Raw genomic sequence first — 22,109 nt, forward strand, 5'->3', positions numbered from 1 at the left:
CGAAAACTTGAACGAGTGGTCAGTCCGTAACCGCGAACTCCAGACGAGCGGTTTGCCCGGCCTCGTCGAGCACGCTCAGTTGGTGCCGGCCGCTGCGCCGGAACTCCTGGTTGAAGCTCTCCTCCGGGGCAGTGGCGGTGAGCGGCGCGCCGTCGAGGAACCACCATCGCCGGCCGCTGCCGCCGAGGGTGGAGAGCTGAAGGCGCAAGGGTCCGGCGCTGCCCGATGGGCGGCGCAGCTGGTCGCCTTCACGAACCCCGACGATGGAGAGCGGTGCGGCGGGCGGCGGCAACTGCGGCGGGCAGGCCGGGTCCACCACCGGCAGGCGCGCGGCCCGACGTTCGCGGCGGGGTAACCAAGGCTCCAGAGGTGCGGGCCAGAGCACCAGCTCGCGAGCCTGGGCGCCGCTGCAACCGGGGGCTACCTGACGGCCCCCGGCGTCCACCCAGAGGGGCTGGCGCAGCCCCAGGCCGAGTGGCTGGTCGGCCGCCAGCAGGGTCGGTGGCGTGGTGCCTTCGAGGGTCCAGGCGAAACGCTGGCGACGACAGTTCGGATCACCCTTGGCCATGGGCTGGCCAAGAGGCCAGCAGATGGCGGCGACGCCGACTTCAGGGGGTTGCGGGTCCACCGGCTGGGCGATGCCGCGCTGCGTATCGCGGTTCACCAGTAGGTCATGCACCTGCAACAACAAGGGGGCTGCCGAAGCCAGGCCGAACTGGCCGGGCACCGGTGTGCCATCGGGGCGGCCGATCCAGATGCCGATCAGGTAGCGCGGACCAACGCCAATCGCCCAGGCGTCGCGGAAGCCGTAGCTGGTGCCGGTCTTCCAGGCCAGCACCGGCCGTTGCGTCAATCGTGCGCGCGGGTCGCGGTCCGGACGCGCTTGACCGGCGAGGATGCGGCGGATGATCCAGGCGGCGCCGGGCGACAGCAGGCGGCGTTCCTGCAGCGCATCCTGGGGCTGCAGGCGCAGATGGGCGACGCGCCCCTGGCGGGCGAAGGCGCTGTAACCGCTGACCAGTTCTTCCAGCTTGCTGCCGGCGCCACCGAGGATCAGCGCCAGGTTCGGCTCACTGGCCGCCGGCAGCACCAGCGGCACGCCGACATTGCGCAGCTCACCGGCGAAACGCTTCGGTCCGTAGGCCTCCAGCAGTTGCACTGCCGGCAGGTTGAGGGACATGCCCAGCGCCTCGCTGGCGGACACTGGGCCGATGAAGCCCGCAGCGAAATTGCCGGGGCGGTAGTCGCCGTAGCGCCGGGGCACATCCTGCAACAGGGACTCGGAATGAATCAGCCCGGCATCCAGGGCCATGCCATAGAGGAACGGCTTGAGGGTGGAACCGGGCGAGCGCAGCGACTGGACCATGTCCACGTGACCGAAGCGGCGCTCATCGGCGATATCCACAGAGCCCAGGTAGGCGCGCACGGCCATGTTCTGGTGCTCCACCACCAGGATGGCCGCCGAGGTACGCTCCGGCAGGCGTGCGCGCCAGCCCAGCAGCAGGTCTTCCAGGCGGCGCTGCAACGCGGCATCGAGGGTGGTGCGGATCAGCGGCGGGCTCTTGGGAGTATTCAGCCGCCGCGCCAACAGCGGCGCCAGGCTAGGCTCCTGGCGCGGAGCCAGGAGCACCGGCTCTTCCATGGCTTCCTTCACTGCGCCTTCGGGCCAGACGTCGAACTGCGCCAGGCGCCGCAGCACCTTGTCACGCGCCTTTTGGGCAAGCTCGGGGTGGCGGTCCGGCCGCAACCGGCTGGGCGCCTGGGGCAATACCGCCAACAGTGCGGCCTCGGCACGGGTCAGTTGAGACGGTGGCTTGCCGAGGTAGGCCCAGCTGGCCGCCGCCACGCCTTGCAAGGTGCCGCCGAAGGGCGCGCGGTTGAGGTAGAGCGCGAGGATCTCATCCTTGGACAGGTGCCACTCCAGCTGCGCGGTGCGCCAGAGCTGACGCAACTTGCCGGCGAAGGTCCGCGAATGCGGGTCGAGCAGCCGCGCCACTTGCATCGACAGGGTGCTCCCCCCGGAAAGCACGCGTCCGCCGGTGAGGTTGAGCCAGGCTGCACGTGCCAGGGCCAGAGGATTCACACCGGGGTGCTGATAGAACCAGCGGTCCTCATAGGTCAGCAGCGCCTCGAGGTAAAAGGGCGACACCTCGTCCTGGCTGATCGGGTAGCGCCAGACGCCCTCGGCATCGGCGAAGCGCCAGAGCGGCGTGCCGTCTTCGGCCAGCACCACCCGCGCCAGGTCATCGTCCGGCAGCGGCAACGGGAACAGGCGGTCGGCCGACCAGAGCAGCGCCAGCATCAGCAGCGGTATCAGCAACGAGGGCCGGCGCAGGACGCGCCAGGGGCGGCCAGACCCTATCCACGCCATCCTGGCGGATACCGGGTCGACCTGTGGGTGCCGGGCCATGTCTTCTCCAGGGCAGGGCCGAATCAAGGGGCAGATGGTCGTCCCATCCGGGTTTCACTACAAGTCACCGTTCTCCGCGAGCGGGGCGTCATCACACCGTCAGTCAAATTCCCGACTCCAATTCGCCGTTCGTCGTGATTTTGACCGTCAGTACTCCTCGCCCCAGGCCGTTCCTTTACAGCGGCTCGGGCCCCTCCTAAACGAGTATCAAACTGACATCAGTGCTTTGGCCGTCGCTGTAGTCGGTGCCCTTCTTCTTCACGGTCCCTTACTCAATTCAGGAGTCCCTTGCATGGGTGCTCGCAGCTTCCTGCGCGCTGCCTTCGGGCTTCGTGCGTCCCTTTCGCAGCGGGCGGCTCAGGGTCCGCCTGGCGCCGCTGGATGCCCCTGGTAACGCCCACAAGACCAACAAATTCAGCGAAAGGAAGTCAGCATGGCCATCTCCACCGTCTCATTCAGCAATACCCCCCAAGCGAACGGCGACAGCTTCCTCTACGAGGACCTGGTGCGAGACGGCCTCGACTACATCTGCCTGGATGTCATGGCGAATGACCTCGGTGGCAAGGCCAAGACGCTCTACTCGCTGGACGACGGCGTTACGGCCGATGGCAGCACGGCGACCCGGACGGAGATACAAGCGGATCTGCTGGCCCGTGACCAGGATTGCTGCAGCGCTTTTGGCGCCCGCATCTGGATCGGCCAGGACCAGTCGGACGGGAAGATGAAGGTCCTTTACAACCCCAGCGAGCTTCTCCAGAGCGAGGCATACCGGAGCCTCTCGGTTGGCGAGTACCTGATCGACAGCTTCACCTATGCCATCCGCCTGGGTAATGGCACCCTGAGCTGGACCACAGCGACAGTGCGGATTGCCGGTGTAAACGACGCTCCAGTGGTTAGCAGCCCGGTAACCCTGGCGGCCATTGCCGAAGACAGCGGCGCACGTCTGATCACCCAGGCCGAGCTGCTGGCCCATGCCTCGGATATCGACGGTGACGGGCTCACCGCCAGCAACCTGCAGATCAGCGCTGGCAGCGGCTCCCTGATCAACAATGGCAACGGCACCTGGACGTACACCCCGGCGCTGAACGACGACACTCAGGTGTCCTTCACCTACACCGTCAGCGACGGTTCCCTCAGCGTTGCCGGCAGCGCCACGCTGGACATCACCCCGGTCAACGATGCGCCGACTACTACCCCGGTAACTCTCGCCGCTATCGCCGAGGACAGCGGAGCCCGTCTGATTACCCAGGCCCAGTTGCTGGCCAATGCAGCGGATGTCGACGGCCCTGCGTTGACTGCGACCAATCTGCAGATCAGCGCTGGCAGCGGCTCCCTGGTCAACAACGGCAACGGTACCTGGACCTACACTCCGGCGCTGAACGACGACACTCAGGTGTCCTTCACCTACACCGTCAGCGATGGTTCGCTCACTGCGTCTGGCAGTGCCACGCTGGATATCACCCCGGTCAACGATGCCCCCACCACCACTCCGGTAACTCTGACTGCCATCGCCGAAGACAGTGGCGCTCGTCTGATCACACAAGCCCAGTTGCTGTCCAATGCGGCGGATGTCGACGGCCCTGCGTTGACGGCAGTCAATCTACAGATCAGCGCTGGTAGTGGTTCCCTGGTCGATAACGGCAATGGCACCTGGAGCTATACGCCGGCCCTGAACGACGACACTCAGGTGTCCTTTACCTATACCGTCAGCGACGGTTCACTCAGCGCCGCTGGCACCGCCAGCCTCGACATCACCCCGGTCAACGATGCGCCGACGACCAGCGCCGTGACGTTGGACGCCATCGCCGAGGACAGCGGTGCCCGCCTGATTACCCAGGCCCAGTTGCTGGCCAATGCAGCGGACGTCGACGGCCCTGCCCTGACCGCTACCAACCTGCAAATCAGCGCCGGCAGCGGCACATTGATCGACAACGGCAATGGCACCTGGAGCTACACCCCAGCCCTCAATGACGACACTGCAGTCAGCTTCAGCTACTCGGTTACCGACGGTTTGCTCAGCGCCGCTGGCACGGCCAGCCTCGACATCACCCCGGTCAACGACGCACCGACAACCAGCGAAGTAACCCTTGCGACTATCGCCGAAGACAGCGGCGTCCGCGAGATCACCCAGGCTGAACTGCTGGCCAATGCCGATGACATCGAGGGCGACGAACTCACCGCCGTGGACCTGGCGATTGCGTCGGGCAACGGCAGCCTGGTCGACAACCTCGACGGCACCTGGACCTATACCCCGGCACTGAACGACGACTCCGAAGTGAGCTTCAGCTATACGATTAGCGACGGCGACCTCACCGTCGCCGGCAGCGCCAGCCTCGACATCACCCCGGTCAACGACGCGCCGACGACCAGCGAAGTAACCCTCGCGGCCATCGCCGAAGACAGCGGCGTACGCGTGATTACCCAGTCCGAATTGCTGGCCAACGCTGAGGACATCGAAGGCGACACGCTCACCGCCAGCGGGCTGACGATCAGCAGCGGCGGAGGCACCCTGACCGACAATGGCGACGGCACCTGGAATTACGCCTCGGACGAGAACGACGACTCCGAAGTGAGCTTCAGCTACACGATCAGTGACGGCGATCTTACCGTCGCCGGCAGCGCCAGCCTCGATATCACTCCGGTCAACGATGCGCCGACAACCACGCCGGTAAACCTAGTGGCCATCGCCGAAGACAGCGGCGTCCGCGTGATTACCCAGGCTGAACTGCTGGCCAATGCCGATGACATTGAGGGCGACGAACTCACCGCCAGCGGGCTGACGATCAGCAGCGGTGGCGGCACCCTGACCGATAACGGCGATGGCAGCTGGAGCTACACCCCGGACGAAAACGACGACACGGCGGTGAGCTTCAGCTACACGATCAGCGACGGCGACCTCACCGTCGCTGGCAGCGCCAGCCTCGACATCACCCCGGTCAACGACGCCCCCACCACCGCCCCGGTAACCCTCGCCTCCATCGCCGAAGACAGCGGCGCCCGCCTGATCACCCAGGCCCAGTTGCTGGGCAATGCAGCAGACGTCGACAACCCCGCCCTGACGGCTACCAATCTGCAAATCAGCGCTGGCAGCGGCAGCCTGGTCGACAACGGCGACGGCACCTGGAGCTACACCCCGGCGCAGAACGACGACACGTCCGTCAGCTTCAGCTACTCGGTGACCGACGGCTTGCTCAGCGCCGTTGGCAGCGCCAGCCTGGAGATCACCCCAGTCAACGACGCTCCCACCACCGCCCCGGTAACCCTCGCCTCCATCGCCGAGGACAGCGGAGCCCGCCTGATCACCCAGGCCCAGTTGCTGGGCAATGCAGCAGACGTCGACAGCCCCGCCCTGACCGCTAACAATCTGCAAATCAGCGCTGGCAGCGGCAGCCTGGTCGACAACGGCGACGGCACCTGGAGCTACACCCCGGCGCAGAACGACGACACGTCCGTCAGCTTCAGCTACTCGGTGACCGACGGCTTGCTCAGCGCCGTTGGCAGCGCCAGCCTGGAGATCACCCCAGTCAACGACGCCCCCACCACCGCCCCGGTAACCCTCGCCTCCATCGCCGAAGACAGCGGTGCCCGCCTGATCACCCAGGCCCAGTTGCTGGGCAATGCAGCGGACGTCGACGGTCCTGCCCTGACCGCTAACAATCTGCAAATCAGCGCTGGCAGCGGCAGCCTGGTCGACAACGGCAATGGCACCTGGAGCTATACGCCGGCACTGAACGACGACACGTCCGTCAGCTTCAGCTACTCCGTAACCGACGGTTCGCTCAGTGCAAGCGGCAGCGCCAGCCTCGACCTCACCCCGGTCAACGATGCACCGGTCAACACCCTGCCCGGCCCCCAGACCACCCCGGCAGGAGCCCCCAAGAGCATCAGTGGCCTGAGCATTGCCGATGTGGACGCCGCCTCGAACAACCTGACCGTGACGCTGCAGGTCGCCCACGGCACGCTCTCCGCGCAGTCCATCGTGGGCGGGGCCTCCATTGGGGGGCTCAACACCTCGACACTCACGCTCAACGGAACGCTCGCCCAGATCAACGCGACGCTGGCCGCCAATATCGGCTACCTGTCCGCCGCCAACTTCAGCGGCGACGACACGCTGACCATGACCACCAGCGATGGTGCAGCCAGCGACGTCGACAACCTGGGGATCATGGTCACGGCTACGCAGGTGAACGCTGCCCCCGTTGCGGTCAACGATGTGCTCTACGTGTCCAACAACACGGCGGCCTTCAATACAACCAATGGCACGGGCATCGTCTTCTCGGTCGCCGCCTTGTTGGGCAATGACTCCGATGTCGATGGGGCGTTCCTGTCCATCACCGGTCTTGGCCTGGGAGCAGGCGCGATCTCCGACGTGAAATTCGTCGAAGGCTCGAACAACAGCCTGATCACCTTCGCCAGCGGCAATAACCCGTCCGCCCCTACCGGCACATTCACCTACACCCTTTCGGACAATGCCGGCGGAACGGCCACGGGAACCGTGACGGTAAATCTCGTCTCCACCAATGGCGCGTCCAGCGTCAACCTGTCCGGCAACAGTTATCAGGCAGCCTTTCTCGACGGCGGCAGCAACGTGGACGCCCTGACCGGAGCGGCCGCAAGTGATCTGTTCGTCGGCGGGAATGGGGTGGACACGCTCATTGGCGGTAGTGGCGAAGATCGCCTTCGCGGGGGCGAAGACAACGACACACTCGATGGTGGCAACGGCATCGATATGCTCGATTTCTCCGATGCCACCGGCTCACTCACCTTCACGCTCAACCAGGGCAGCAATCCGGCTGCTGGCACCAACGGTTTCTGGAGCACGGGAGCCCTGGCCGGCATCGGAACAGACACCTACAAGAACATGGAAGGGGTGATCGGCTCTCGCTTCGACGACAACCTGACCGGTAGCAGCGGCAATGACATTCTCCGCGGCGGCGGTGGAAGCGATGTCCTGGATGGCGGTGCAGGTAGCGACCTGCTCGATCTGTCCGACGCCACTGCGGCGCTCAGCCTCACGCTGGTGCAGAGCAGCAGCAACACCACCGTCGACTTGTCCACCGTTGGGCTGGGGTTCGACACCTACAAGAACATGGAGGGGCTGATCGGATCGGCATTCAATGACAGCCTGACCGGCAGCGGCGGCGCCGACGAACTGCGCGGCGGTGCCGGCAATGACACGCTTGATGGCGGTGCCGGCAATGATGTGCTGTACGGGGGCCTGGGTGCGGATGTGCTGATTGGCGGCGGCGGCGCGGACCTGTTCAGGTTCAACAGCCTCAGCGAGGCCGAGGACCGCATCTCCGACTACAGCGCAGCCCAGGGCGACAAGCTCGATTTCTCGGGGCTGCTCGGCAACAGCGTGCTGCCACAGGCGATCGCCAACTACGTCAAGGCGGTGCAGGTAGGCGGCGACATCTCCGTTCAGGTGGATGTCGACGGCAATGGCGCAGGAGCTACCTTCGTTGAGGTGGTCACCATTACCGGAGTCCAGCAGGTAACGGCGATCTTCGGGGGTGGCGACCACATCATTCCGAGCTGACGGCGTTCCCCCTCTCCCCGAAAGGGAGAGGGGGTTCCGGTTCGGTCCTTACTTGCCGCGCACCACCAGGTGCTCCGGCGCATCGCCAAGCGCCTGCCAGTTCGGCCGGTACATGGATTCCACCGTGGGCGGAGGCACGCGGTATTTGCCGGGGGTGACGGCACGGGCCAGGTACAGCAGGTGGGTGGTGCCGTATTCGCCGACATCCAGCGCGGCGACGTAGCGGTCGTCACGGAATTCCTGGTGCTTGATGGCGGCGTTCTGCATGGACTTCTGCCATTCCTTCACAGCGCTGCTGGCGTCGTCGAGGCTGGCGGCGCTCTGGGCGAGGTTCTGGTTTTCCAGCTCCAGGCCCGCAGGCAGCAGGTCTACCACCAGGGCGTCAGGCACACGCTCCTTCGCTTCGATCGTCAGGTGCACCAGCACCAACTCGCCGCTGTCCAGAGCGTTGAGGTCGAGACGCTCGCCATTCGCGCCGAGGAACTCGCGGTGGATGGACAGGTTCTCGCCGCCAGGCGCCGGCGCGGCCAGTGGATAGCCGGACAGGGTGAGTTGCTGGTACAGCGGCTCGCTGCCGGCGGACGCGATGCTCAGCGGTTCGGCCAGCAGGTCACCCTCCAGCTTGAGTCCCGGCTGCTGATTGTTCAGCTCGCGCTGCTGACCGCCCGTGCTGAGCTGCGCGCTCCAGTTCGGCTCGGGCTTGCCCAGCAGGCCACGGCCAGCCAGGTACAGCGCGTTGCGCTCCTGGGTCGACAGCCAGCGCTCGCCGGCCACCAGATCGGCGAGGTCGAACAGGCGATGTTCGCGGGCACCGGTGGCCAGGTCGTGTTCTTCCAGCAGGGCGAGGATCAGTGCCTGATCGCGCAGCGGGCTGCCGTAGTCGGCCAGCCAGTCGTGGCTATCGCGCTGGAAGCGCAGGCCCAACTCCAGAGCCTCGTCGGCGCGCGGCGCATCGCCCATCAACTTGAAGGCCACCGCCAGCTGCACCAGCGGCAGGCCGGAGCGAGCATCGGCACGGCGTTCCCACAGGCTGCGCAGCGCGCCCAGCGGCGCCTGCTGGCTGCGCGCCAGGACGTAGCCGGCGTAGGCCTGCACGGCAAAGCGGGTGTGGTCGGCGTTCTGGCTGTAGCTGACCTCGATCAGGCTGCGCTCCTGCAGGTAACGCAGCAGGCGCTCGCTGGCCTTTTTCAGGGCTTCCGGTGGCACGGCGAAGCCCTGGTCGCGGGCGCGCAGGAGGAAGTCGGTGACGTAGGCGGTCAGCCAGTATTCCTCTTCGCTGTCGGCACTCCACAAGCCAAAGCTGCCGTTGTAGCGCTGCATGCCGAGCAGGCGTTCGATGCCGAGTTCGATGGACTTGCGGCGCGCATCGTCCGGCTCACCTTCCAGGCCGAGGCGCTTGAGCGACGCGGCGTCGGCGTACAGCGACGGGTACAGGCCGCTGGTGGTCTGCTCGGCACAACCGTAGGGATAGGCCTTGAGCGCGCGGATCTGCTCGCCGAGGTTCAGCGGCGGGCGACTGGACAGCTGCAGCAGGCCCTCGCGGCCGTCCGGCTCGTAAGCATCCAGGGTGCCAGCCGGCAGGCTCCAGCTATCGCCCTTGAGCACCGCGCGGAATTGTTTGAGCTGCGCCGGATAGGCCGGACGCACCCCGAGGGTCCATTCGCGGCTGAACGGCGGCAGGTTCTCGCCCGGCAATTCCAGGCCGTTCACTGTCACCTTGAATTGCCCCTGGCCGTAACCACCCACCGCACGCACAGGAATGCGCAGGGTTGTGCGCTGGCCATCCTTGAGCTGGATGGGTGCGGTCTGGCCACCGGCGCTCTGGGCGAGGTCCAGTTGGCCGCTGCTTTCCAGTAGCACGTCCAGGCGCTGGGGCTTGCCGGAGAGGTTGGTCAGGTCCAGCGCCAGGGTGGTCTGGTCGCCACCGGCGAGGAAGCGCGGCGCCGCGAGTTCCGCCACCAGCGGTGCGGCCACCACCGTCTTCGCTTCGGCCATGCCGTAGCGTTCGTCGGTCCAGGCCTGGGCCATCAGGCGCAGCTCACCATTGAAGTCGGGAATGTCGACGCTGATTTCGCCCTGGCCCTGGTCGTCCAAGGTGACCGGTGCACTTTGCAGGGCGACGATGGTGACGCTGGTCTGCGGACGCTTTCCGCCACCGGCCAGGGCGGCGTCGCCACCGAAGGCCATGGTGGCCAGACGGCCTTGGCCGGCCTCGATCAGTTGGCCGTAGACGTCGAGCTGGTCGGCGCCGTAGGCCTTGCGGCCGAACAGGCTGGCGAAGGGATCGGGCGTGGCATAACGGGTGATGTTGAGGATGCCCACGTCCACCGCGGCCACCAGCACATTCACCGACTTCGGCACACTGCCATCGGCGTTCTTCGCCTGCACCTGGACTTTCAGCGGTTGCTTGGGACGCATCTTCTCCGGCGCACTGAGGGTCAACGCCAGCTTGCGCGGCGCCCGCTCCAGCGGCAGGTGCAACAGGCCCACGGCGCGCTTGGGCGTGACGCTGGCCTTGCGCTCACCGGGACGGATAACCAGCGCGCTGACATACAAATCGTGGCGCGCCCAGTCCTTGGCGACCGGGATATCGAAGCTCTTGCCTTCGGCGGGCACCTCGATGGGTTGCCACCACAGCGGGCCCTCGGCGGATTCCACCAACAGGTAGCCGCTGCCCGCGCTGGGCGGCGTGACGGTGACCTTGGCGGTGTCGCCTGCGGCATAACCCGGCTTGTCCAGCGCCAGCTTGACCTGGTCGGGGCGTACTGCGCCGCCTTCGGCGTTGTCCTGCCAGCGATAGCCGGCCCAGAAGCGCAGGCTGCTGGTGATACCGGTGGCCGGGTCTTCCACTTCCACGCGGTAGGGGCCCCACTCCACCGGGAAGCTGACCTTGGCGGTGCCGCCGGCGGCAACCTGCACCTGCTCTTCGGTGAGGTTCAGGTACTTCTCGTTGTAGTGGTAGGTCCAGCCATCGCTCTCGGAGTAGTTCCAGTAGTAGTCGCGGCGCTCGCGCACCAGGCGCACCTTGAGGTTGTCGGCGGCCAGCTTGTTGCCTTCGGGGTCGGCCACCAGCAGCTCGAACTCGGCCACGCTGTCGGCGTCGGTTTCTTCACCGTCGAACAGGGCGCGCAGGCCCGGCAGGCGCTTGGCCGGCCACACCGGCTGTACCAGGCGGCGAGTGATCGGACGGCCACCGGACTCCTGCAGGCTGGCCTGGAGGATCAGTTGCACGGGCGACTTGGCCTCGGCCCAGCGGGTGTCGATATTCAGCTCGGTCTTGCCGTCGGCATCCAGCTGGGTTTCGTCGAGTTCGATGTCCTGGCTCAGTTCACCCTCCATCACCGAGCCGAACTGGTAGCCGGGCAGCGCCTTCACCGCTTCGCGCAGCGGACGCACGTAGAGCTGGCCGGTCAGGCGGTTGCCGGAGGCCGGTGCGCCATAGAGGTAGCGGCCGCTGACCTGGAAGCGGGCATTGTCGGACGGGGCGAAGGGATGATCGCTGCCCTTGAGTTCCAGCGCCATGCGCTCGGGCAGGAAGTCTTCCACGAGGAATTCATAGAGCTGCGGCTTGCCATCGCCCAGGTCGAACAGCAGTTGCCAGCGGCCGGTGGGTGCCTCGGCGGCGAGCGGCAGCTGGTACTGGTAGAAACCACCCTCCCCGGCTGCCCAGACGAAGCGGCGGCTGACCTGTTCATCGGGCCGACGTACTTCGACGGTGACGGGCTGATCCTTCACCGCACGGCCATCGGCGTCCCGCAGCAGGGCATTGAGCAGCACGGTCTCGCCCGGACGGTAGAGATCGCGCGGGCCGAAGACGAAGAACTGCAGGGCATGGCTGGCCGGGCCGGCAATGTCGAACTCAGCCAGGTCCAGCGCTGGCGCGGACAGGCGCAGCAGGCTGGTCTGTTCGTCCTTGCGGGCGATCAGCACTTCGGCCTTGGGCGCCAGGGGAATTTCAGCGTGGCCCTTGCCGTCGGTCTTGCCTTCGGCCAGCACGCGGCCTTCGCCATCCAGCAGTTCCAGGGCGATATCGGCCTGCGCGGCGCCGCCTTCCAGGGCCTGGGTGAAGACATCCAGGCGGTCGCTGTAGCGGTGCGCGGAAAGGCCGATGTCACTCAGGGTGAACAGCGTCGCCGGATTGGAATAGGCGTAGCTGCCGGACTCTTTCATCACCGCCAGGTAGACGCCCGGCTGCTTCATCGGCTCGAGGCCGGCGATGGGCAGCAGCAGGGTCTCGCGGGTATTGCGGGCGGGCTTGAGATCGAAGCGGCCGGTGTAGACCAGGTCCGCCATCTTCAGCAGTTCGCGCGCCTCCCAGACGTCCAGGGCGCCGCGCTTGCCCCAGCGGGCGAGGAAGCCCGGTAGGGATTCGGTCTTCACGCGGAAGAAGTCCACATCCACCTTGTCGACGTTCAACGCGATCACCGGCAGGCCTTCGGCGAGGCGGGTGGGCAGCAGCGAACCCCGGCTGGCGAAGCCGACGGTGGCCTGCAGGTCGCGGGTTTCCAGGCGGGTGACATGCTCTTCGGCGAGACGGGCGTCGTTCACCGCACGCAGGCCAGGGTCGATGGTCAGCACCAGCTTGCGCTTGGGCTCCAGGTGGCGCAGGCGCAGCTCCATCAGGTTGTCGGAGAGTTCCCAGGCGCCATCCACCTTGCCATCCTTGCTGTCCACCAGGTGCAGGCGCTCGGCGAAGGTCTGCTCCGGGTCGAGCGGCACCGAGAAGGTCACCGACAGCGCGCTGGCGCCGTCGAGCTGCACTTCGGATACGTCGATCACCTGCAGCTCGCGGCCTGCGTAGCGTTTGGCCAGAGCGGCGGTATCGACGGCCGCGCGCGCCGCGTCCTGGGTAGCGGCGGGTGGCGACTTGCTCGCCGCCTGCTCGGGGGTGGAGGAATCGCAGGCGCTGAGCAGGCTCAGCACCACGGCCAGAAGTAGTCCTTTCTTCGGCATGGCAGGCTCTCGATGGGGAGTGCGTATAGGCGGCGAACTATAGACCAGCCGGGCGCTCCGGTGGCAGCTGGATGACGGCAGGAGCGATGCGCCTCACGAAACGTCGCGCCGCTATACTGCGCGGCCTGACTGGAGCCCTGCATGAGCCTGTTCCTCGACGCCTGGCGGCATAGCCCGACCCACCGGAAGGTCTGGGCGCTGGCCGCCCCGATGATCCTCTCGAACATTTCCGTACCCCTGGTCGCCCTGGTGGACAGCACGGTGGTGGGCCATCTGCCCCACGCTCACCAGTTGGGCGCCGTGGCCGTGGGCAGCACGTTGTACATGCTGTTGCTCGGCGTGTTGGGCTTCCTGCGCATGGGCACCACCGGTTTCGCCGCCCAGGCCGCAGGCCGCGCGGATGGCGGCGCCCTGCGCCAAGTGCTGCTGCAAGGGCTTGGACTGGCGCTGGGCCTGGCGCTGTTGCTGGGCCTGCTGGCGGTCCCCTTCAGCGACTTGGCGCTGGGGCTGATGAACCCCTCTGCGGAACTGGACGCGCTGACCCGCGACTTTTTCCATCTGCGACTGCTCGGCCTGCCGGCCGCACTGGCCAACTACGCCCTGGTGGGCTGGTTCCTGGGTACCCAGAACGCCCGCGCGCCACTGGCCATCCTGCTGGGCACCAATCTGGCGAACATCGCCCTGGCGCTGTGGTTCGTCCTCGGACTGGACTGGGGCGTAGTCGGCGCGGCGCGGGCGGCGGTGATCGCTGAATGGTGCGGCGCACTGATCGGCCTGGCGCTCACTCGCGGCGCGCTACGGCGCTATCCCGGACATATCGACTGGCCGGCGCTTCAGCTGTGGCGCAACTGGCGGCCACTGTTGGCGGTGAACCGCGACATTTTCATCCGCTCACTGGCGCTGCAACTGGTGTTTTTCCTGCTGACGGTGCAGGGAGCTCGCATGGGCGACGCCACCGTGGCGGCCAACGCCCTGCTGCTCAATGGCCTGCTGGTGACCGCCTACGCCCTGGATGGCCTGGCCCATGCCGTGGAAGCCCTGTGCGGCCACGCCATCGGTGCCCGTGACCGCCTGACCCTGCACCGATCGCTGCTGGTGGCCGGGGGCTGGTCGCTGCTGGCGAGCCTGGGTTTCGCGCTGTTCTTCGCGTTAGCCGGCGGGCTGTTCATCGACATGCAGAGCGATATCGCGACGGTCCGCGAGGTGGCCCACACCTACCTGCCCTACCTTGCGCTGCTGCCTCTGGTCGCCGTCTGGAGCTACCTGCTGGACGGCCTGTTCATCGGCGCCACGCGGGCCCGCGAGATGCGCGACGCCATGCTGGTCGCCGTCGTTCTTAGCCTGCCGCTGGGTTGGGGACTACAGTTTCTCGGCAATCACGGCCTCTGGCTGGCGTTCCTCGCCTTCATGGCGGTGCGCGGGCTCAGCCTGGGGTACCTGGCGTGGCACCTGCAACGTCGCGACGCCTGGTTCGCCGCACGATAACGACAACGAAAACTTGATGACCTGAAGGAGTTTCCATGGGACAAGCCGTCGCCGCCTATCTGCATTTCCTCTCGATCTTTGTGCTGTTCGCCCTGCTCGTTCTTGAGCACCGCCTGTTCAAGCTGCCGCTCGATCTGGAGCGCGCCCGCAGCCTGGTGCGCATCGACCTGATCTACGGCCTGGCCGCTGGAGCGGTGATCGTCACCGGCCTGGCGCGGGTGTTCTGGTACGGCAAGGGCCTGGATTACTACCTGCACAACTCGATGTTCCACGCGAAGATGGGGCTGTTCGTGCTGATCGCCCTGCTCTCCGGCTTCCCGACCTTCGTCTTCCTCAACTGGCGCAATGCGCTGAAGGCTGGCCGCGTACCCGAGGTCAGCCCCGGCAAGGCCAAGGCGGTGATCATGGTGATCCGTCTGGAATTGCTGCTCGCTCTGCTGCTGCCGCTGTTCGCGGTGCTGATGGCACGGGGTTATGGGGTGATCGGGAGCTGAAACGAGGGCGGTGCAAGCACCGCCTTGTTGGGCTTCGCTTAGCTCTGCACCAACCTACGGTCGTAGGGTGGACCACGCTTCACCGGTCCACGGCATCGAACCTATAGCTGTACGTCGGGGAAGGGTTCGGAGGCGAATACCGGGTTGAAGGACAGGCGTTCCCGCGCTTGTTGCAGCGCTGCTGCCACCACTTCCTCGCCGTCGGCCAGGCCCTGCAGGTGGATGTACTCCACGTGGTGCAGGCCTACGATGCCCAGCACATGGCGCAGGTAAGGCGAGAGGAAATCCATCTGCTTGGCCTTGGCGCCCAGGTAGTGGCCGCCTGAACTCAGCACCACGAAAGTCGGCCGATCCTCCAGCAGGCCAATGCGCTGGCCGTTGTGCATTTCGAAGGTGCGGCGGATGCGCACCACGTAGTCCAGCCAGAGTTTCAGCGCCGCCGGCACCATGTAGTTGTGCATGGGCGTGGAAATGATCAGGTAATGGCTGCGCTCCAGTTCGCCGATCAGTTGCTCGGACAGGGCGAAATGTTCGTCCGAGCAATCTGACTTGCCCACCACCGCCTCGGCGTAACCCGCACACAGTGGCGGCAGTGGTTCACGCACCAGGTTGCGGACGATCACCTCGGCCTTGGGGTGGATGCGTCGAGCCATTTCCCGGGCCAGTTGCCCACCGGGTGAGGCCTGGTCATTGGGGCTGCATTCGAGCAGGAGGACGCGTGGCATTGGAGAGGCTCCCGACAAGTTGAAAAATGCACGCAAGCATGAAAGCGCCGGATCGGGATTTTCGCCAGCGATTTTGGTCGGGTGCGCGCAGGTTGGCGCCCATGAAAAAGCCCGGCGCACGGCCGGGCTTTTTCATTCGCGTAACGATCAGGAAGAAAGATACGAAGAGCGAGTCAGTCCGAGGCGCAGGGCGTCGACGTACTGGGTGCGCTCGCGCGGGCTCAGCTTGGCGCTGGAGACCTTGTCGCGATACAGCGCCATCAGCTCATCGGGAGACAGGTGCACATAGCGCAGCATGTCTTCGATGGTGTCGTGGGTCTCGATGCCGGCGTGGTAAACGCTGCCGTCGTCGTGCTGGTAGACGTTCACCGAGTCGGTGTCGCCGAACAGGTTGTGCATGTCACCGAGGATTTCCTGGTAAGCGCCCACCAGGAATACTCCCAGCAGGTAGTCCTCGCCTTCGCGTACCTCGTGCACGGGCATGCTGGTCTCGATGCTCTGCTCGTCGACGTACTGGTTGATCTTGCCGTCGGAGTCGCAGGTCAGGTCCTGCAGTACGGCGCGACGCAGCGGTTCTTCGTCGAGGCGGTGCAGCGGGATGATCGGCAGCACCTGGCCGATGGCCCAGGTGTCCGGAAGGCTCTGGAACACCGAGAAGTTGCAGATGTACTTCTCCGCGAGCTTGTCGTTCAGCTCATCCAGCACCTGACGGTGGGAGCGCTGACGCGCCTTGAGCTGGTTGTGCAGGCGGCGGCAGATGGCGAAGTAGGTCTGCTCGGCCAGGGCCTTCTCGGCGAGCGTGAGCTTGCCCTCGGCATACTGAGTAGCGGCGTCGCCCATGTAGTGGGTCGCGCGCCAGTAGGTTTCGGTGACCATCTCGGCGTCGGTCGGGCCCAGCAGCTCGGCCAGCCAGCGAACGATTTCCGGCTGCTCTTCCAGATTGGCGAACTTCGGCACTTCGTCGTTGTGACGCTCGACGTCGGTCACCTGCATGACCAGCACGGCGTGGTGTGCGGTCATGGCGCGGCCGCTCTCGGAGAAGATGTGCGGGTGCGGCAGGCCCTGGGCGTCGCAGAACTCCTTGAGCATGCCCACCACCACGCCGGCGTAGTCGTCCATGTCGTAGTTGATGGAGCTGGCGTTGCGCGAGTGGGTGCCGTCGTAGTCCACGCCCAGGCCGCCGCCGACGTCGATGTGGTCGACCGGCAGGCCAAGGTTGCGCAGCTCGGCGTAGTAGCGGATGGCTTCCTTGAAACCGTGCTGGTAGTCGGCCAGGTTGGCGATCTGCGAGCCCATGTGGAAGTGCAGCAGGCGCACGCCCTGGTCGAGGCCGGCCTTGCGGAAGCGCTCGACCACCGAGAGGATCTGCGCGGCGGAGAGGCCGAACTTGGATTTCTCGCCACCGGTGTCGGCCCACTTGGACGAGGCCAGGGACGACAGGCGCACGCGCAGGCCGACTTGAGGCGCGACCTTGAGCTCGGCGGCGACGTCGATGACGTACTCCACCTCGGCTTCTTTCTCGATGACGATGAAAACGTTATGGCCGAGCTTCTGGCCCATCAGCGCCAGACGGATGAACTCGCGGTCCTTGTAGCCGTTGCAGACGATGGTGCCGCCCTTCGGCGCCAGCGCCAGTACGGCCAGCAGCTCGGGCTTGGAACCGGCTTCCAGGCCGATGGAGACGTTCTGGGTGGCGATGATGTTTTCCACCACCGCTTCCTGCTGGTTGACCTTGATCGGGTACAGGGCGGTGTACTTGCTCTGGTATTCCAGGCGCTCGATGTTGGCGTCGAAGGCACCGGTCAGCTGGCGTACGCGGTCCTGCAGGATGTCAGGGAAACGCACCAGCAGCGGCAGGGACAGGCCCGCTTCGCGCAGGTCGCCGACGATGTCGAAGAAGTCCACCGGCTCGCTGCCGGCACCACGCGGGCGCACTTCGACGCGGCCCGCTTCGTTGATTGCGAAATAGCCGGCCCCCCAATGGCGAATACCATAGACACTGCGGCTGTCGGCCACGGTCCAGCTGGTGCCATCGTCCTTGCGCGTGCGTCGTGCAGACATCGGTTTCCCCCTATGGGATAGAAAAGCGCCATGCCCGCCGGATCATGCCGGGGGCCTGGACAGGTTAATTCGGTCGTATGACGTTGGAGTGTTGACCGCCGCTCTGACGGTCAGTTTAGAAAGCCGTGGCTCAGCCGCCGGATTTCTTGGCCTTGAAGCCGCGCTTGGCGAGTTCTTCAAGCAACAGGTCCACGTGGTCGCCCTGGATCTCGATCACGCCGTCCTTCAAGGCTCCACCCGTCCCGCAACGACGCTTGAGCGCCGTGGCCAGTTCCTTCAGGGCATCTTCGGCCAGCGGCACGCCGCTGACGGAGGTGACGGTCTTGCCGCCACGGCCCTTGGTTTCTCGGCGCACGCGGGCAATGCCATCGCCAGCAGGCACGACGGCTTGCTTGCAGATGCACGCATCGATGGGTTGGCGGCAATCCGGGCAATGCCGGCCGCTGTCGGTGGAGTACACCAGGCCGCCAAGGGCGGCAAAGGACGAAGCTTTCTTGACCACCGGCTTTCCTCGTAGGGGTCAGGATAGCGACTGGTCGGCGGGAGCCGACCGCGAAGCCCCACTCTGGCAGGGGCAGCGCAACCCGGTGTGTGGCCGGGCTTGAAAGGCGGCGAAATTTATCAGCATTCGCGGCGAATGCTAAGTACGAAAATGCGCCATTGATCGACAGATTGGCGACCTCGTGCAGCATCCCGCACGAAAAGGTCCGAAATATTGCACAAACCCGCGCTGGGCGCGGGTTTGGAGGGGTAAAAGGCGCATTTCATTGTGGGGGCGATTTCAATCGCTGAGGGTTGCGCAGCGACCCCAATGGCTGGTGAGGGCAACCCTGCCGGCTGCTTAGCGAATGAATTCGCCCCCACATCGGTCCCACAACCTAAAGCGTGGCGAGGTACAGCCGCAACGCCTTGAGCGAATCCGGGCAGCACGGACTCTGGGCCAACGCCTCGCCCACGCTCATGAAGCGCGCTTCCAGCACTTCTTCCGGCTGCAGTGTCAGCGGCACATCGGATACGGCGGAAAACACCGCGCCCCAGAGGCGATTACCCGGCTCGTCGAAATAGAAGCGGCCATGCTCACGCAGCGGCACGCCGCCAACACCGAGTTCCTCTTCCAGTTCGCGGGCGGCGGATTCGGCGTAGTCCTCGCCTTCCTGCACCATGCCGCCGGCCGCCACGTCCCAGTAGCCGGGATACAGCGCCTTGCTCAGGGTGCGGCGATGCACGCAGAGCTGGCCGGCGGAGTTGAACAGGAGAATGAAGGTGCCGCGGGAGATCAGCCCGCGCTCGCGCAACTCGCCGCGGGGCAGGCCGCCGAGGGGGCGGTCCTGCTCATCGACCCAGGCCACCCGCTCAGCGTCGGAGGCAGCGCGGTGGGCCGCCTCGCGATCGTCGATGGCCATCAGCCCTGCTCCAGCAACTGGCGCAGGTCGATCACGGCGGCGTTGGCGCGGGAGATGTAGTTGGCCATCACCAGCGAGTGGTTGGCCAGCACACCGTAGCCGCTGCCGTTCAGCACCATCGGGCTCCACAGCGGCTCCTGGGCGGCCTCCAGTTCACGAATGATCTGGCGCACGCTGATGGTGGCGTTCTTCTTCGCCAGCACGTCGGCGAAATCGACTTCGATGGCGCGCAGGATGTGGGACAGCGCCCAGGCCTGGCCGCGAGCTTCATAGAAGACGTTGTCGATCTGCAGCCAGGGCGTCTCGACGATCTCCTCGCTCACCTCCGGCACCTTGCCAGTGGCGGCGGCGGCTTCGGGGCTGATGTCGGTGTTCAGGCGCACCCGGCCAACGCTGGCCGACAGGCGCTGGGACAGCGAACCGAGACGGGTAGCGACGTCGCCCAGCCAGTTGTTCAGGTTATCGGCGCGGCTATAGAACTGCGCGCTGGGCTGGTTCGGATTGGCCAGGCGGGCCAGGTAACGATCCAGCGAGCGGATGCCTTCCTTGTACTCGGACTCGGAGGCAGGCAGCGCCCAGCTCTTGTTGTCGAAGTTGAAGCGCGGCTCAGCCTTGGCCAGGTCCGGGTCTTCGGTGGACTGCGACTGGGAACGGGCGAAGTCCTTGCGCAGGGCGCGGGACAGGTCGCGCACCTGGACCAGCACGCCGTATTCCCAGCTGGGCATGTTGTCCAGCCAGAGGCCGGGTGGGGCGAGGTCGTTGGAGAGGTAACCGCCGCTCTTGTCGAGCAGGGTCTGCCCCACGGTCTTCAGGGTTTCCACGGTGGTGTAGCCGCTGACCATCTGCCGGCCCGCGCGCTCGGCGGCCGCCTGGGCGTTCTGCTGTACGGGGAAGAGATCGGGCTCGCGGCTCCAGTACCAGCCCACAATCACGCTGCCGATCAGGTAGATCGCCAGCAGGCTGCCGAGGGCACGACTCAGCCAGATGCCACCGAGGTAGCTGCGTACATCGTCCACCGAATCATCGACGCGCTCGCGCGCATCCCCCATACGCTTCTTCCAGTCCAGCATGGCAGTGTCCTTCGAATTTCGATCAGCACGGAAAGGTTCGACCACGATCCGCAAAGAGCGTTGCGGTCGAATCCAGCAACTATAAGGGATGCGCACGCCCGGTGCAGTGTCGTCGCACCAAACCAACCTCCGGTGAGTTCAACGCTTTCGGGGCCTTGGCTGCGGGCTGAGGATATTTATCTGACATATCCCGCAAAATCGGGACAGATGGCACTGGCGTACCGCTCGCGAGGTGATAGCATGGCGCCATCACTTAGATCGTCTCCAGGCGACCTCCCCGGCCATGACCGAGCACGAAGATCCCAGCCGCGACCGGCTCAAGAACCACTTCGCCCAGCGGGTAATCAACCAGGCGCGGCACGTTCTGGAGATCTGGCAGCGCCTGCAGCGCAGCGAATGGAGCTCGGCCTGCATGACCGAGCTGGCCGAGGCCAGCCTCTACCTGCAACGCTACGCCGAACGCTTCGATCAGCCGGAACACACGCGCCTGGCGGTGGCCATCGGCAACTGCCTGCGTGGCGTGGAAGAGAACCGCGGACGGCTGTCCAGCGACCTGATCACCGAACTCAGCCTGTTGATGCAGCGCCTGTCGCGCACCGGGCTGCGGCATGGCGATCAGTTCGAGCAGACCTTCCTGCCGCCCCTGCGCAAGCCGGTGTACCTGGCGCTGCAGAGCAAGGACCGCGCCGAGCGCCTGACCCAGCAACTGGAATTCTTCGGCCTCAACGCCCAGCTCTTCGAAAGCGCCAACGCCTTCCGCTCGGCCATGGCCGAACGGCATCCGGCAGCGATCGTTCTGGAAGTGGATTTCGCCGGTTCCGGCAAGGGCCTGGAGCTGGCGCGCGAAGCCCAGCAGGGGCTGGAGCAGAAGCTGCCGATCATCTTCTTCAGCCATGAAGAGGCCGATGCCCCGACACGCCTGGCGGCAGTACGTGCCGGCGGCCAGGAGTTCTTCACCGGCGCCCTGGATGCCTCCAGCCTGCTGGAAAAACTGGAGACCCTGACCCGCACCGCGCACTACGACCCCTTCAAGGTGCTGGTGGTGGACGATTCCCGCGCCCAGGCCACCCACACCGAGCTGATCCTCAACTCCGCCGGCATCGTCACCCGCGTCATCACCGAGCCGGTGAAGACCCTGCTGGCCCTGGCCGAATTCCAGCCGGACCTGATCATCCTCGACATGTACATGCCGGAGTGCCTGGGCACTGAGCTGGCCAAGGTGATCCGCCAGCACGAGCGCTATGTGAGCGTGCCGATCATCTACCTGTCGGCCGAGGATGACCTCAATAAACAGCTGGATGCGATGAGCGAAGGCGGCGACGACTTCCTCACCAAGCCGATCAAGCCGCGCCACCTGATCGCGACCGTGCGCACCCGCGCCAAGCGTGCACGCAGCCTGAAGGCGCGCATGGTACGCGACAGCCTCACCGGGCTGTTCAACCACACCCATACGCTGCAACTGCTGGAAGACGCCAGCTCCCGCGCACGTCGGGAAGGCAAGCCGCTGTGCTTCGCCATGCTCGACATCGACCACTTCAAGAAGGTCAACGACACCTACGGCCACCCCATGGGCGACCGGGTGATCAAGAGCCTTGCCCTGTTCCTCAAACAGCGCCTGCGCAAGACCGACCATATCGGTCGCTACGGCGGCGAAGAGTTTGCCGTGGTGCTGCCCGATACCGACCTCGAATCGGCCCATCGCGTGCTGGAGGAAATCCGCCGGCGCTTCGCGGAAATCCGCTACCCGGCGCAACCCCACGACCTGTCTTGCACCTTCAGCTGCGGCATCGCCCAGTTGCATGACGATCTCGACATCAATCAGCTTTCCAAGCAGGCGGACGAAGCGCTCTATTGCGCCAAGCACGCCGGTCGTAACCGGGTAGAGCTGTACCGCGACTGACCCCGCCGTCACAGGACTGTCACCAAACGGCAATATCATCTGGCCATCCCCTCAGTTGTCTGTCGAGGA

11 protein-coding genes are annotated in these 22,109 nt (G+C 65.7%); 4 read left to right on the forward strand and 7 right to left on the reverse strand.

Features of this window, described 5'->3' with window-relative positions:
- Positions 1-19 precede the first annotated feature (19 nt).
- Positions 20-2,371, reverse strand: coding sequence for a peptidoglycan glycosyltransferase PbpC (gene pbpC, locus E8E95_RS25665; protein WP_280355430.1), 2,352 nt, complete (start codon positions 2,369-2,371; stop codon positions 20-22).
- 472 nt (positions 2,372-2,843) lie between these two features.
- On the opposite strand from pbpC, the gene E8E95_RS25670 reads away from it, so the two are divergent.
- Entirely contained in the window at positions 2,844-7,949 is a 5,106-nt protein-coding gene (locus tag E8E95_RS25670; RefSeq protein WP_280354884.1) for a cadherin-like domain-containing protein, read from the forward strand.
- Between the two features lie 48 nt (positions 7,950-7,997).
- Here the strand turns inward: E8E95_RS25670 and E8E95_RS25675 are convergent, their stop codons facing one another.
- Positions 7,998-12,902: an alpha-2-macroglobulin gene (locus E8E95_RS25675; RefSeq protein WP_280354886.1), complete on the reverse strand. Its 4,905-nt coding sequence runs from the start codon at positions 12,900-12,902 to the stop codon at positions 7,998-8,000.
- Between the two features lie 141 nt (positions 12,903-13,043).
- Here E8E95_RS25675 and E8E95_RS25680 point away from each other — a divergent pair, with 141 nt between their 5' ends.
- Positions 13,044-14,387: an MATE family efflux transporter gene (locus tag E8E95_RS25680; RefSeq protein ID WP_280354887.1), complete on the forward strand. Its 1,344-nt coding sequence runs from the start codon at positions 13,044-13,046 to the stop codon at positions 14,385-14,387.
- A gap of 35 nt (positions 14,388-14,422) precedes the next feature.
- Positions 14,423-14,881: a DUF2214 family protein gene (locus E8E95_RS25685; protein WP_280354889.1), complete on the forward strand. Its 459-nt coding sequence runs from the start codon at positions 14,423-14,425 to the stop codon at positions 14,879-14,881.
- A gap of 101 nt (positions 14,882-14,982) precedes the next feature.
- Here the strand turns inward: E8E95_RS25685 and E8E95_RS25690 are convergent, their stop codons facing one another.
- The 5 genes from E8E95_RS25690 to E8E95_RS25710 form a co-directional block, all read right to left on the reverse strand.
- The gene (locus E8E95_RS25690; RefSeq protein WP_280354891.1) at positions 14,983-15,606 is read right to left on the reverse strand and encodes an NAD(P)H-dependent oxidoreductase; all 624 of its coding nucleotides are present in this window, start codon (positions 15,604-15,606) and stop codon (positions 14,983-14,985) included.
- Positions 15,607-15,753: 147 nt separating this feature from the next.
- Positions 15,754-17,667 (reverse strand): arginine decarboxylase, encoded by a 1,914-nt coding sequence (speA, locus tag E8E95_RS25695; protein WP_179062347.1) that lies wholly within the window; start codon positions 17,665-17,667, stop codon positions 15,754-15,756.
- 130 nt (positions 17,668-17,797) lie between these two features.
- A complete protein-coding gene (locus E8E95_RS25700; protein WP_120654324.1) occupies positions 17,798-18,169 on the reverse strand; it encodes a translation initiation factor Sui1 in 372 nt (123 codons plus the stop codon).
- 376 nt (positions 18,170-18,545) lie between these two features.
- Positions 18,546-19,070, reverse strand: a complete 525-nt coding sequence (locus E8E95_RS25705) for an NUDIX hydrolase (RefSeq protein WP_280354894.1) — start codon at positions 19,068-19,070, stop codon at positions 18,546-18,548.
- Positions 19,070-20,140: a DUF2333 family protein gene (locus E8E95_RS25710; RefSeq protein WP_077523668.1), complete on the reverse strand. Its 1,071-nt coding sequence runs from the start codon at positions 20,138-20,140 to the stop codon at positions 19,070-19,072. The genes E8E95_RS25705 and E8E95_RS25710 overlap by 1 nt, the downstream gene beginning before the upstream one ends.
- 283 nt (positions 20,141-20,423) lie before the next feature.
- Here E8E95_RS25710 and E8E95_RS25715 point away from each other — a divergent pair, with 283 nt between their 5' ends.
- On the forward strand, positions 20,424-22,040 hold the full coding sequence (locus tag E8E95_RS25715) for a PleD family two-component system response regulator (protein ID WP_280354896.1): 1,617 nt from the start codon (positions 20,424-20,426) through the stop codon (positions 22,038-22,040).
- Positions 22,041-22,109: the final 69 nt, after the last annotated feature.

Origin of the sequence: Pseudomonas sp. BN414 (assembly GCF_029871275.1) — a bacterium.
GTDB lineage: Bacteria > Pseudomonadota > Gammaproteobacteria > Pseudomonadales > Pseudomonadaceae > Metapseudomonas > Metapseudomonas resinovorans_C.

Coding starts and splice junctions, on each gene's coding strand:
- E8E95_RS25685 (WP_280354889.1), top strand. CDS start 14,423: ATGGGACAAGCCGTCGCCGCCTATCTGCATTTCCTCTCGATCTTTGTG.
- E8E95_RS25690 (WP_280354891.1), bottom strand. CDS start 15,606: ATGCCACGCGTCCTCCTGCTCGAATGCAGCCCCAATGACCAGGCCTCA.
- pbpC (WP_280355430.1), bottom strand. CDS start 2,371: ATGGCGTGGATAGGGTCTGGCCGCCCCTGGCGCGTCCTGCGCCGGCCC.
- speA (WP_179062347.1), bottom strand. CDS start 17,667: ATGTCTGCACGACGCACGCGCAAGGACGATGGCACCAGCTGGACCGTG.
- E8E95_RS25670 (WP_280354884.1), top strand. CDS start 2,844: ATGGCCATCTCCACCGTCTCATTCAGCAATACCCCCCAAGCGAACGGC.
- E8E95_RS25715 (WP_280354896.1), top strand. CDS start 20,424: ATGACCGAGCACGAAGATCCCAGCCGCGACCGGCTCAAGAACCACTTC.
- E8E95_RS25705 (WP_280354894.1), bottom strand. CDS start 19,070: ATGGCCATCGACGATCGCGAGGCGGCCCACCGCGCTGCCTCCGACGCT.
- E8E95_RS25710 (WP_077523668.1), bottom strand. CDS start 20,140: ATGCTGGACTGGAAGAAGCGTATGGGGGATGCGCGCGAGCGCGTCGAT.
- E8E95_RS25680 (WP_280354887.1), top strand. CDS start 13,044: ATGAGCCTGTTCCTCGACGCCTGGCGGCATAGCCCGACCCACCGGAAG.
- E8E95_RS25675 (WP_280354886.1), bottom strand. CDS start 12,902: ATGCCGAAGAAAGGACTACTTCTGGCCGTGGTGCTGAGCCTGCTCAGC.